The 11,130-nt window shown below is 57.2% G+C and carries 13 protein-coding genes and 1 pseudogene; 5 read left to right on the forward strand and 9 right to left on the reverse strand.

From position 1 onward, the window contains the following. Positions 1-68 precede the first annotated feature (68 nt). From lon to PHF39_RS11305, 3 genes are all read right to left on the reverse strand, one after another. Complete coding sequence (lon, locus tag PHF39_RS11295) at positions 69-2,453, reverse strand: endopeptidase La (protein ID WP_300224078.1); 2,385 nt, start codon at positions 2,451-2,453, stop codon at positions 69-71. Between the two features lie 55 nt (positions 2,454-2,508). After that, a complete protein-coding gene (locus tag PHF39_RS11300; protein WP_300224081.1) occupies positions 2,509-2,928 on the reverse strand; it encodes a MarR family winged helix-turn-helix transcriptional regulator in 420 nt (139 codons plus the stop codon). Positions 2,929-3,023: 95 nt separating this feature from the next. Then, entirely contained in the window at positions 3,024-3,422 is a 399-nt protein-coding gene (locus PHF39_RS11305) for a pyridoxamine 5'-phosphate oxidase family protein (RefSeq protein WP_300224084.1), read from the reverse strand. Positions 3,423-3,616: 194 nt separating this feature from the next. On the opposite strand from PHF39_RS11305, the gene PHF39_RS11310 reads away from it, so the two are divergent. Then, positions 3,617-3,739, forward strand: coding sequence for a hypothetical protein (locus PHF39_RS11310; RefSeq protein WP_300224086.1), 123 nt, complete (start codon positions 3,617-3,619; stop codon positions 3,737-3,739). Positions 3,740-3,751: 12 nt separating this feature from the next. Beyond that, positions 3,752-3,862 (forward strand): annotated as a pseudogene (locus tag PHF39_RS11315) (DUF2769 domain-containing protein); the annotation flags it as partial. Positions 3,863-3,952: 90 nt separating this feature from the next. On the opposite strand, the gene PHF39_RS11320 reads toward PHF39_RS11315, so the two are convergent. Next, the gene (locus PHF39_RS11320) at positions 3,953-4,114 is read right to left on the reverse strand and encodes a hypothetical protein (protein WP_015285940.1); all 162 of its coding nucleotides are present in this window, start codon (positions 4,112-4,114) and stop codon (positions 3,953-3,955) included. A gap of 420 nt (positions 4,115-4,534) precedes the next feature. On the opposite strand from PHF39_RS11320, the gene PHF39_RS11325 reads away from it, so the two are divergent. Further along, entirely contained in the window at positions 4,535-4,723 is a 189-nt protein-coding gene (locus tag PHF39_RS11325) for a hypothetical protein (protein WP_300224089.1), read from the forward strand. Between the two features lie 67 nt (positions 4,724-4,790). Here the strand turns inward: PHF39_RS11325 and PHF39_RS11330 are convergent, their stop codons facing one another. Continuing rightward, positions 4,791-5,258 (reverse strand): Holliday junction resolvase-like protein, encoded by a 468-nt coding sequence (locus tag PHF39_RS11330; protein WP_300224091.1) that lies wholly within the window; start codon positions 5,256-5,258, stop codon positions 4,791-4,793. A gap of 119 nt (positions 5,259-5,377) precedes the next feature. Beyond that, on the reverse strand, positions 5,378-6,886 hold the full coding sequence (locus PHF39_RS11335; RefSeq protein WP_300224093.1) for a response regulator: 1,509 nt from the start codon (positions 6,884-6,886) through the stop codon (positions 5,378-5,380). Positions 6,887-6,966: 80 nt separating this feature from the next. Here PHF39_RS11335 and PHF39_RS11340 point away from each other — a divergent pair, with 80 nt between their 5' ends. After that, complete coding sequence (locus PHF39_RS11340; RefSeq protein WP_300224095.1) at positions 6,967-7,782, forward strand: hypothetical protein; 816 nt, start codon at positions 6,967-6,969, stop codon at positions 7,780-7,782. A 45-nt stretch (positions 7,783-7,827) separates the two neighbouring features. On the opposite strand, the gene PHF39_RS11345 is transcribed toward PHF39_RS11340, so the two are convergent. Next, a complete protein-coding gene (locus tag PHF39_RS11345; RefSeq protein ID WP_300224097.1) occupies positions 7,828-8,259 on the reverse strand; it encodes a nuclear transport factor 2 family protein in 432 nt (143 codons plus the stop codon). A gap of 195 nt (positions 8,260-8,454) precedes the next feature. Here PHF39_RS11345 and PHF39_RS11350 point away from each other — a divergent pair, with 195 nt between their 5' ends. Then, positions 8,455-8,775 carry a hypothetical protein gene (locus PHF39_RS11350; RefSeq protein WP_300224100.1) on the forward strand — a complete coding sequence of 107 codons (321 nt, stop codon included), beginning with the start codon at positions 8,455-8,457 and terminating at the stop codon, positions 8,773-8,775. Between the two features lie 51 nt (positions 8,776-8,826). Here PHF39_RS11350 and PHF39_RS11355 read toward each other — a convergent pair whose 3' ends face one another. Both PHF39_RS11355 and PHF39_RS11360 read right to left on the reverse strand, forming a co-directional pair. After that, positions 8,827-10,599, reverse strand: coding sequence for a thiamine pyrophosphate-dependent enzyme (locus tag PHF39_RS11355; protein ID WP_300224102.1), 1,773 nt, complete (start codon positions 10,597-10,599; stop codon positions 8,827-8,829). Between the two features lie 271 nt (positions 10,600-10,870). Beyond that, positions 10,871-11,062 (reverse strand): 30S ribosomal protein S17e, encoded by a 192-nt coding sequence (locus tag PHF39_RS11360; protein WP_300224104.1) that lies wholly within the window; start codon positions 11,060-11,062, stop codon positions 10,871-10,873. Positions 11,063-11,130 lie beyond the last annotated feature (68 nt).

An 11,130-nucleotide genomic window follows, 5' to 3' on the forward strand; every position in this document is an offset into this window, starting at 1 on the left:
AGAGTAAAGGTCCCCCGTCAGAGTGCTCACGCGACGCGCTCTCAGGAGAAAAAAGGGTAAGGGTACGTTCAGGTATTCTGGACCGGGACAGCACTGTTTGCGGGATGCCGGCCCAGGGACCGGGAGAGGGTGATCCCGAGTGCCTCCTGGAGCACGTCCTCAACCGAGTCCACCGGCACGAACGCGAGGTCTGCGCGCACGTCTTCCGGCACGTCTTCAAGGTCGCGGAGGTTCTCCCGCGGGAGGATCACTTTTTTTATCCCGGCACGATGAGCAGCGAGCACCTTCTCCTTGATCCCGCCCACCGGAAGGACTGCCCCGGAAAGCGTGATCTCCCCGGTCATGCCAAGTTCCGGATCCGCCGTCTTCCCGGTGATGAGGGACGCGAGCGCGGTAAACAGCGTGACCCCTGCTGACGGGCCGTCCTTGGGTGTTGCACCGGAGGGCACGTGGATGTGGATGTCGCTTGTCATGAAGTCGAATCCTGTCTGCTGCCCTGCAAGCCGGGACCGGATCAGGGAGAGCGAGATGGTTGCCGACTCCTTCATCACGTCCCCCAGCTGGCCGGTGAGGGTGAGTTTGCCGGTGCCCGGCATGAACGTCTCTTCGATAAAGAGGATCTCGCCCCCGACCGGTGTCCAGGCAAGCCCGGTGACAACGCCCGGGACCGGTTCTTTCCGGATTACCTCCTGGCGGATCAGTTCCTTACCAAGGACATCACCCAGGTTCTCCACCGTAATCATAAAGGGCTTTTCGGTCTCCCCCTCAACGATCTTCTCGGAAACGTACCGTGCTGCTTTCGCCAGCTGCTTCCTGAGCCAGCGGACACCTGCCTCCCTAGTATACTTGTCGATGATCATCTTCAGCGCATCGTCATCGAACCGGAGTGTGTCGGCATCGAGGCCGTGCTCGGCGAGGACTGCCGGGATGAGGTGGTCCTTTGCTATGGCGAACTTCTCGTTCTTGGTGTATCCCGAGATGGGGATCAGTTCCATCCGGTCGAGAAGCGGTGCCGGGATGGTTGCAAGCGTGTTGGCCGTTGCAATGAAGAGCACGTCCGAGAGGTCGTACGGGACTTCAAGGTAGTGGTCCGAGAACGTGCTGTTCTGCTCGGGGTCAAGGACTTCGAGGAGTGCACTGGCCGGGTCGCCGGCGTAGGACGAGGCCAGCTTGTCGATCTCGTCCAGCACGAAGACCGGGTTCCTTGTTCCGGCCTTCCGGATGCCCTGGATGATCCTGCCCGGCAGGGCGCCGACGTACGTGCGGCGGTGCCCCCGGATCTCGGCCTCGTCCCGCACGCCCCCGAGGCTGATCCGGACGTACTTCCGGCCCAGCGCCTCGGCAATGCTCTTCCCGAGGCTGGTCTTACCGGTCCCGGGCGGGCCGGAGAAGAGGAGGATAGATCCCTGCTTCTCCTTTTTGAGTTTCATGACCGCAAGGTGCTGGATGATCCGCTCCTTCACCTTCTCAAGGCCGTTGTGGTGGCTTTCCAAAACCTTTCGTGCCTCTCTGATGTCAATGCTCTTCTTCTCCTCCGTTGTCCAGGGAAGGTCGAGCAGCAAATCGAGCCAGTTCCGGATCACAGAACTTTCATGGTTCTGCGGCCCGCCCGTCTCAAGTTTTCGTACCTCTGAAAGTGCCTTTTTCTTCACATCCTCCGGCATCTTCGACTGCGCTATTCGCTCGCGGTACCCGCTGTCTGCCGCCGGGCCGTCCTCTTCGCCCAGCTCCTCCCGGATCACTCGCATCTGCTCGCGGAGCATGGCCTCCCGGTTGGATTTGCCGACCCGGTCGGAGACTTTCTTTGCCATCTCCATACGGATCGCGATCGTGTCCCGTGTCCGGATCAGGAGTTCGAGAAACGTGATGTACCGCTGACGGATCGAGGAGATCTCGAGAAGCGCCTGCTTCTCCTCGACACTGACCGGGAGGAAGGGCATGACAAAGCCCAGCACCTGGTCGATCGAGTCCATGCTGTCGATGGGCCGCGTGAACTGCTCGGATCCCGAGAACCGGCTGCTCGTCTCGTGGATGGTGAGCTTGATGTCGGCAAGGATCCGTTCCTGCAACTCTTTCTCGATATCCTGTTCGTCCGGCAGTGACCGGTAGGTGGTATAGAACCGCCCCTCCCGCTCCGTTATCGCAAGAGCGGTAACCCTCTCCACGACTTCTGCGCAGATGATATAGCCATCGTCGGATAGTTCCACGTGTGCTACCTTCAGAAGGTTCCCGGTCCGGTACAGGGTCTCAGCAGTCAGTTCAGATGCCCTGACTCCGCTCCTGACAGTGAGCGCCACCGCATGGGCGGCTCCGGTTGTTTCCTCTGCCTTCAGGATCAGGTCTCCGGTTTTCCTGTCCACCCCGAATTTTGTCTGTGTCTGGGGGTAGACGACCAGCTCGAAGAGCGGTATCACCAGCGTCTCTTTGGGTGCGTCTGTTGTTGTCGTTTGCATTGTTTCCTCAATCATTTAGTTCGAATTTACCTAACTTTTCTCCCGGCGAAAAAAATTACCGGACCTTCCGCAGGATCCTGACCAGCAGGTCCCGTTCCTGGTCATCGAGCGCATCCAGCATCCGTTCAGCAACCCGTTCAAGGGTCGCCTGTTCAGCCCGGGCGATCATCCGGCCCTTGTCCGTGAGCCGGATATACTGGATCCGGCGGTCATTGGCACACGGCTCGCGGTACACACAGTCCATCCGGACGCAGCGGTTGATCATCTCGGTAACCGTGGGCTTTGATGTCCCGGTGAGTTCGGCAAGCCTGCTGAACGTGACCTCGCCCTGTTCATTGATCACTTTCAGGTACGCGATCTGCTTTACGGTCATATCGGAGAGGCCGCATTCGGAGAAGACAGAGCAGGAACATTCGTTCTTGATCTTCAGCAGCTCACCGAGTGCTTCGAACAGCTGCTCCTCTGTCTCGTCCATGCTCCGATCGAAATTAGTTAGGGTGTGCCTAATAATAAAGATGATGATCCGGGACAGGATCTCCACCAGACCTGCCGGAAGAATGGAAAAAAGGATCAGAGGATCTTTTTACCGGCGTCTGCCCCGGGTTTGATGCTGAAGACGCCGGTCACCTTCAGGACAACCGCGGACTTGGGCTTCAGCTGGGGACGGAGCTCTTTCATCCAGGCAACATCGTCTGAAAAGACCTTGTCGTCCGTGTGGATGGTCACGGTCCCTTTCACCTGGAATCCTCCCTTGTCCCCCCACCAGGTGACCGCCGCGTTCGGGTTCTCTTTCATGTTCGCTAAGGTCTTGTTGAAGAACTGGTCGGAGATGAGGAGCGTGGCATCGTCAAGGAGCTTGAACGCCCCCACCGGGACTGCGTTCGGAATGCCTTGTTTGGAAGCAGTTGCGAAAAAGACGATCTTTGTCGCTGTAAGGGACTCTTTGATTTCCGTTGTGAGCATAACCATGAACAGTTCACCCTGTTAAATGATATCAATGGAATTACCCATAGGTGTTTGCTTCCGCATCATGCCAGATGGCTCCAGGGAGAATAAGCCCCGGGCTCATTGCCTTATGGGTGGACAGATGCTCTCCCTGCATGCCGGATGACAAGAGGAAAAACAAAAAGATCTAATATCCTTGGATTCCCCCCTTTTCCATTATGTTTGAATCCAGCAAACCAGTCATCGGGGATACCGAAGAGAACCGGAAGATCTGCAGGAACTACTGCACGCGGTGCCCGAATGCAAAGCACCACTGCCTGGTCAATCACCAGCCCCCCTAGCTCTTCTGTGCCCGCGGCCCCTCGTCAGCAACCTCCATGAAGATGATGGGGTGCTTCTGCCAGGCCTGCGAGATCTACATAAAGAACCACCTCCGTGGCGGGTTCTTCTGCGTGCGGCGATAATCCCTTTTTTTGATCAGACCTGCTGTTACCTTAACTGATCCGGTATTTGGGCAACCTGCATTATTCCGGCTGCCGGGTTTACGTTTCCCCTCATAGCATCACGAATACCGCGGCAAGCAGAAGTATGCCCAGCGCGATGAGAAGCAGCCGGAACCACAGTCGTTCAGAAAGGGGGACGATCTCGGTCAGGTCCCAGGGACGGGAACGCAGGATCTCCGATCTGCCGAGCAGCCGGTTCCACAGGGATGTCATGGCACACGACCCGGCAGGTGCCGGCCTGCCTGCACCTTTTGCCCGGGGAACGGTTTCTCCGGCCGGCAGGAGAAAAAAGACCTCAGGATACCCTTGGATATCGTATCCATCGCTGGAAAAATGCGGGAGTCTCTGGAAAATGCCGTTAAACCGTCAACCATGGGGTACAGGTCTCAATGGCGGTTGAGCTGTTGAATCTATGTATTCAGGACCCGCTCTCAGGATTCCGCCCATCATTGTATTTACCTTGAACACCCAATATTATACAGTCATTATCGGTTTTGACACCCGCGATCCGTGCAGGACTAAAAGAGATCCCCTGCCCGCTCTGTACTCCGCAAGACCTTTTCTGATAACCGTTCCGGGTATCCCTGACATTTGGGAACCGGAGAGAATACTCATCTTTGTTACCTCAAGACTATGGCAATCCAGAAACCGTATCCCGAAATACGGGGCACCCGCACCGGCTATGTTATCCGGTTCACCTGCCCCGCATGTGCAGCCGAAAGCATCATCGTCAACAACTCGCCCCGCGATCATTTCAAGAAGTCCCGGGTCGCCTCCTGCCGTCATTGCAGGACACGCCTGAACATCATGACTCCGGTATAAGCCGGAATGAAGGGCCCATCTCCCCGGTTTTTCCGGTGATCACCCAGCCTCTCCCCCCACGGTTTTTTTAGTCAGGCCCGGCATCCTCGTTTTGTATCGTTACTGTCTTCCAGCTGACCCTGCCCCCCTCGACAGCCCTCCGGACCAGCGACTCCCCGCGGGTCAGTTTCCCTTTCCCCTGTTTCACCTCGACCAGCACAATGCTGACCTCCCCAAAATCCCCGTCTTTTGCTGTTGAGTACCCGTCAAAGACAATGAAATCGACCGGGCTCCCGATGAAACGGGCATCTGCAGCAGAGTAGGGAAATCCCGGGAGGTACGGAGCCATCTGTTCCGCGATCTTTCCTTTCAGGGTTGAACGCGACCGGTTCACGGAGTCCTTCCGGATTGCCTCCGTGCATTCCTGCTTCCAGCGATCGAGGTCATTTCTTGCCCGCTGCTCGAATATGCCGACCCGGGCACGAAAGAAGAAATACGCAACCGCGATACCGGAGAGGAACGCGGCAACCGCGATGAGGATTTCGGACAAGGGCATGGATTCTCCCCACTGTGTCTGCCACGCGGGAGATATAGATGAGGCACGGGGCGTGAAAATGAACGGAGCGGGAAAAGGCAGGAAAAACCGCAATTTCGTGTTGTATGGGGGTAACCGCCTCAGGTGCCGGAACGGGAGGATGCCAAAGATCCCTTCCGGTACGACTCTTTTGGTACAATAATCTCGAACCGTGCACCGTTCAGGTATGCTCCGGTCTCACGGATGGTGATGCCGGTGATATCAAGGATCTCCCGGGCAAGGAAGAGGCCAAGGCCGGTATTTTTGCCAAAACCCTTCTCGAAAATATACTCCTTGTCTCCGGCAGGGATGCCGGCACCGTCATCCTCGCAGGTGATGTGAAGTTCGCTGCCCACTTCCCGGACAGAGAACGTCATGGTCGTTACGTGTTCCCCGTGCCGGATGGCATTGTCGATGAAGGTATCGATCACCTTCTCGAAGAGCGGGTCGGTGAAGATCTCAAAGCCCGGATCCGGGACCTGTATCGTGAGGTCCGGGGCATAATTCACCTCTGCCACATGAAGGATGATGGCAGCCGGGTCCTGCCAGACCGGCAACCTGATACCGATCTCCTGGTAATCGCGCATGAACTCGACCTGGCGGTTGATGGTTGCAACGATCGCGGTGCACTGCGCACTATAGGCTTTTTTCTCCGGGTCAGCCTGGTCCTCGCCGATTAGATCAAGAAATGCCGAGAGGGATGTCAGTTTGTTGAGGATATCGTGCCGGGTGATACTGTTGAGGATTCCCAGTTTTTTGATTACCTGCTGCATTGCCTGCTCGGCTTTTTTCTGTTCGGAGATGTCGACAAGAATCCCCCGGATCCCCGTGCAGCGGCCATTCTCGATTACCCGTGTCGTGTAGACAAGGAGCGGGAACCGTGTGCCGTCACGCAGCATTACGGTATACTGGCTCCCGGTTGTCTTACCCCCGCCGGCTACCCTGCCGATGCCCTGCCTGACCCGGTCCCGGTCCTCCGGAACGATATGGTCGAAGAGGTTGAGCCCGCGTTTCAGGTCTTCTTTGGTATATCCGAAGAACTGCAGGCTGTTCTCGTTCGCGAGGATCAGGTTTCCGGCAAGATCGCATTCAAAAACGATCTCCGGAAGAAGGGAGATGAACTCGATGTATTTCCGCTCGCTTGTAAGGAGTGCGTCATGTGCTCGCTGCAAATCCTCTGTCTGCTGTCGTGTCCAGTCTTCGAGACGGGCATGTTCCTTCCGGTACTCCCGGTCCAGTTCCGCTTTATAGAGGGCTATCTCGATTACAGTCTGGAGCTCGCGTTCCGTGAACGGTTTGATGATATACCCGTAGGGCCGGGTGATCGTTGCCTCCCGGACAATGTCCGGCTCCGTGTGCGCCGTAAGATAGACGATCGGTATGGCATGGTTCCGGAGGATCTTCACCGCAGCCTCAATACCGGTCATCCTGCCTGCCAGGTGGATGTCCATCAGGATGAGATCCGGTTGTTCTGTGTCTACGGCCGCAATTGCCTTTTCACCCGTAGAGACAGTTCCCGCCACCAGGTACCCGAGATTTTTGAGGATCTTCGACAGATCAAGTGCCGACACCGCCTCGTCTTCGACAATGAGGATGGACTTTGGTTCCATGGGACTGCGATAGTGATGTACGCAGGTGTACTACTTTGTCTTTTTGCGGGCCGGATGAATACCTGCGGGATAAAACCACAATGATTATTGCGTCTCCGCTGGTGACGGTATCTGTGTACGGGCAGCGCGGGATTCGCGAAGGCATTGTCTATGCCATGATTGCAGCGGCAACGTATTTTTTCTTCCAGTCCGTGATCGTTGTCATCCACGAACATATCCACAGCACGACCGCTTCTCTCCTGGGGAGGATGCAGGATCCGCTCGCGATCGTCTGGGGAAATCCGCTGACATTGGACGGTTGGGATGAAGGTGTCTCGTATTCCGATCTGTTCAATGCCGGGCTTGGTGCCGATGCAGCGGTCATCGCGGTCATGCCACTCGTTTTCCACGCAGTCGTGGTAACCGCCGGGATGTACATTCTCCTCTCCCCGGCACTGGAAAACAACAAATGGTCGTTCCATCTTGTCTTCTGGTTCATCATCGTAAACCTGATGGAGCTTATCGCGTATATGCCCCTGCGGGCGTTTGCCGGCAACGGCGACATCGGGAACATCAACCACGGGCTCGGGCTCTCCCCCTGGGTACTGTTCTTCTGGGGGACGATCCTCATTTTTCTCCTGCTGGGAATCCTGTTCTTCCGCATCCTCCCCCGGGCTAACGTGATCATTGCCGGCGATTCCCGGCCGGTCCGGTATGTCCTCCTTTTCCTTGCCGCGTTCTTTGTCTTTGACTGGCGGAGTATCTTCTGCGTCATCCTCCTGCCGCCAGCATCAGCGGGATGGGAGACAGGGAGTATTGCACTGATCGCGTGCGTTCTTGTCATCCTCCTCTGCCGGCCCGGTCTCACATGGATACGCCGTGCCGAAGAACACGTACAGGAAAAAACAGGCGGATGACCCCGGTTTTCCGCGGGAAAAAAGATGACAGGTCTTTTTGGAGCTTTACGCGCCGGGGAATGACTGGCCTTCTGACTGGCCGCCAAACGGCAGCGAGAAGTGGAGCTGTACAATGACCCAGCGGCTCCCGGTGTTTTTCAGTACCATCGTTGACCGCCCAAAGAGGGTCTGCTTTGCTGATCCTCCGATGGAGAAGGTCATCGTACTCTTTGACGTTACCCACGCCACCCTGCCATCGCCGAAGATCTGCCGGTCCGAGAACTCGACTGCGTGGACGTCCGCCTGGCTCATGTCACGACGGATCTGGCGGATAAGGCCTGCATGGTTCCGGATCACCTCGTCCTCTCCGCTGCCGAATCCGCTGATCTCCGGGGAGAAGATCGTTGAGAATGCCCGGATGTCTTTCTTCTTGTACGCCATGGCGTACTGCTCCATGGTTGCAATAATCTCCTCTTCCTGTGCTTTTGTCACTGTCATAGGATCCAGTTGTCTCGCCTGCTCGCATAAATTCATTCCGGGTTTGTCGGGATTGCCCGTTGTTTTCCGTCCGGCCCGGTTGTCCGGTCCCAGGATTGCCGGGTGACAATGCCCCCTCATGGGCAGGCAAGGCACATGCATGGTGAAGAACCGGCAGGGGAACGTGCACCAGGAGAACTATTCAGGTGTGGGGGAATGCCAGTATCCTCCGGTTCCTGCGCTCCTGTGCACGATCTCCGTAATTTGCACTCCGAAGCAGGAAAGCGGAAGGTACTCGGTGATAAAAGGCATATACCCCCTTTTCGAACGCTCTCCCGCCACGAGCTCGAGACAGCGCTCCATATCTCAGGAGCCGGGATCAACTGGCACATGCACCGGTTATCGGGTGGTGGGATCCTTACTGTCCGGAAGGATGGAAGAAATGCCCGCTACGAGCTGAACCCGGACGTTTTCCCCTCCCTGGAGAAATACCTGGATGATGCTGATCCCGTACAGGATCCCGATACCCGCGAGTGAGGGTAAGGTGGGATCCCTGAATCATCCTCCCCCGTGGACCAGCCGCTCCTTTCAGAACCGCTTCGCGTCCGTTTCTACGTCAACGATGACCGGGCCGTCAATCCTCATCGCCCGCTCAACTGCCGGCGCAAGTTCCTCCGGCGTGCTTACCCGGATCCCGGTGCCCCCGCAGGTCTCCGCGTACCGGGCAAAGTCCGGGTTGAGCAGGTCGGTTGCAAAGTTCGGGTAATGCTCCATCATCTGCTCGACCTGGATCATGCCCAGTTGCCGGTTGTCCAGGATGATGACCACGACCGGGAGGGTGTATTTTACCGCGGTGACAAAATCCGCCATAGCCATCGAGAAGCCCCCGTCGCCGGTGATGCAGAAGACGGGGCGGTCCGGGAACGCGAGTTTTGCCGCAAGCGCTCCCGGGAACCCGAATCCCATGGTTGCAAGGTATCCTGACATCACGAACCGCTGCTGCTTCATCCGGAAATTACGGCCAAACCACCACTGGTTCTCCCCGACGTCGAGCGAGATGACCGCATTGTCGGGGATAAGTCCCGAGAGGACCTTCATGATATACGGCGGGCGGATGGGCACTGCGGTGCTGTCGGCCTCACGGTCCCGTTGGAAATCCCACTCGCGCTGCATCCGGGCGACCTCCTCTTTCCGGGTCCCGGTCTCCTGCTGCCGGAGAAGGGGCAGGAGCCGGGGCAGGAGATGGATGCAGTTTGCGTGAACCGCTAGGGTCTTATCGTTTTTGCCCAGTTTCGTGGGTTCGATATCGACCTGGACCATCGGCTTGTCAACGGGAACATTGGTGAATTTCGAGAACCCGACGCCCAGCGTGATGAGGAGGTCTGCCTCCTCCGCGGTCTTCCGGGCAAGCGGCGAGCCGACATTCCCGAGGATCCCGAGCACCCAGTCGCTTGCCTCGGGAAGGATGCCCTTGGCCCGGAAGGTCGTCAGGATTGGCGCCCCGAGTCTTTCTGCCATTTTTAGCACCTCCTGTCCCGCAGGATAGGCTCCCCAGCCGGCAAGGATGACCGGCCGCTCTGCCGCATTGATCCGGTCGGCGGCCTGCCGGATCACGTCATCCGTGGGGATGATGGAAAATCCCGGGATGCAGGACTCGCGGGAGCAGAACGATGCATCGAGCGGCTGTTTCTGGATGTTGTTTGGCACCGATACCTGCGATACGCCCCGCTCCACGAGAGCGTACTTTAACGCCCGGCTCAACAGCAGCACGGCCCTGCTCTTGTCGGCAACTGTAGTATTGTATACAGTCACCGGCCGGAAGAATGCGTCCTGGTCAATCTCCTGCACACCCCCGGGGCCGGTGTACTGGACTTCAATCTGCCCGTTCAGCGCGATGACCGGCGCATGGTCTTCTTTTGCATCATAGAGACCGGTTGCAAGGTTCGTTGCGCCCGGGCCGGCAATGGTGAGGCAGGCAGCGACCTCCCCGGTCAGCTTGGCATACGCCGATGCAGCCATGGCCGCGTTCGCCTCGTGCCGGAACACGATATAGGTGAGGTCCGGGTTTTTTCGGACCGCTTCCACAAGACCGAGCGAGGATGTGCCCGGGAGCCCGAAGACATACCGGACCCCGAACGCGGCAAGCTCCGCGGCCATCACGTCGGAGACCGTACTCTCTGCATGAGCATGGATATCAGACTCCGCGACAGGAGAAAAGACGCTCTTTTTCGCACCGCAGACCGGGCAGGTCCAGTCATCCGGAAGATTGGAGAACAGTGTCCCCGCTGCTATCCCCGCGGACGGGATGCCGGCCGCTTCATCGTACAGGTACCCGCATACACTGCATCGCCATATTGTCATGGATAGTGCCCCGGTAGGCAGGTAGATCAACGGGGAATATAAATCTCGGCATTATGGAACCAGGAACACGGTCCCCGTTTCCGGTTTTCGGTACGGGAACGGACAGGACCCGGTGATGAAATTGTCTGGTCACAATCCGTGTGTATAAGGAATTGTTCCCGACAAATCTTCATAAAACAGGCTTAAGCAGAATACTTTTGCGAACTAAAAGCATGAAGAGGGGCTGTGGCAAAAAGGGAGAAAACAATGGACCCGGCCCCCTGACCCCGGGTTATGGCTGTTTTTTGGAATTCATTTTCCGGGTAATATACCCGGCAATGCGGTTCCGGACCCGCTTGCTCGGGATAACCGCCGACAGTGCCAGCTGCTGCTTGTTCTCATCGAAGTTTTTCGAAAAGTATTCCCGCTGTTTGTTCACCAGAGATGTTCCGATATTTTTGATATATGACGGCTTGATTCCCATGAATATTCCCTCAAAACGCTGTTCTCTCAAGGCGGTGTGAGGTGATAAGGGTATGGGAAATGGTGGTG

It is taken from the genome of Methanoregula sp. (assembly GCF_028712425.1).
In the GTDB taxonomy this organism is placed as follows: Archaea; Halobacteriota; Methanomicrobia; order Methanomicrobiales; family Methanospirillaceae; genus Methanoregula.

Excerpts from the sequence above, each read along its gene's own strand:
- PHF39_RS11320 (WP_015285940.1), bottom strand. The coding sequence starts at position 4,114 with ATGACATCCCTGTGGAACCGGCTGCTCGGCAGATCGGAGATCCTGCGT.
- PHF39_RS11355 (WP_300224102.1), bottom strand. The coding sequence starts at position 10,599 with ATGACAATATGGCGATGCAGTGTATGCGGGTACCTGTACGATGAAGCG.
- PHF39_RS11300 (WP_300224081.1), bottom strand. The coding sequence starts at position 2,928 with ATGGACGAGACAGAGGAGCAGCTGTTCGAAGCACTCGGTGAGCTGCTG.
- PHF39_RS11310 (WP_300224086.1), top strand. The coding sequence starts at position 3,617 with ATGTTTGAATCCAGCAAACCAGTCATCGGGGATACCGAAGAGAACCGG.
- PHF39_RS11345 (WP_300224097.1), bottom strand. The coding sequence starts at position 8,259 with ATGACAGTGACAAAAGCACAGGAAGAGGAGATTATTGCAACCATGGAG.
- PHF39_RS11305 (WP_300224084.1), bottom strand. The coding sequence starts at position 3,422 with ATGGTTATGCTCACAACGGAAATCAAAGAGTCCCTTACAGCGACAAAG.
- PHF39_RS11335 (WP_300224093.1), bottom strand. The coding sequence starts at position 6,886 with ATGGAACCAAAGTCCATCCTCATTGTCGAAGACGAGGCGGTGTCGGCA.
- lon (WP_300224078.1), bottom strand. The coding sequence starts at position 2,453 with ATGCAAACGACAACAACAGACGCACCCAAAGAGACGCTGGTGATACCG.
- PHF39_RS11340 (WP_300224095.1), top strand. The coding sequence starts at position 6,967 with ATGATTATTGCGTCTCCGCTGGTGACGGTATCTGTGTACGGGCAGCGC.
- PHF39_RS11350 (WP_300224100.1), top strand. The coding sequence starts at position 8,455 with ATGCCAGTATCCTCCGGTTCCTGCGCTCCTGTGCACGATCTCCGTAAT.
- PHF39_RS11360 (WP_300224104.1), bottom strand. The coding sequence starts at position 11,062 with ATGGGAATCAAGCCGTCATATATCAAAAATATCGGAACATCTCTGGTG.
- PHF39_RS11325 (WP_300224089.1), top strand. The coding sequence starts at position 4,535 with ATGGCAATCCAGAAACCGTATCCCGAAATACGGGGCACCCGCACCGGC.
- PHF39_RS11330 (WP_300224091.1), bottom strand. The coding sequence starts at position 5,258 with ATGCCCTTGTCCGAAATCCTCATCGCGGTTGCCGCGTTCCTCTCCGGT.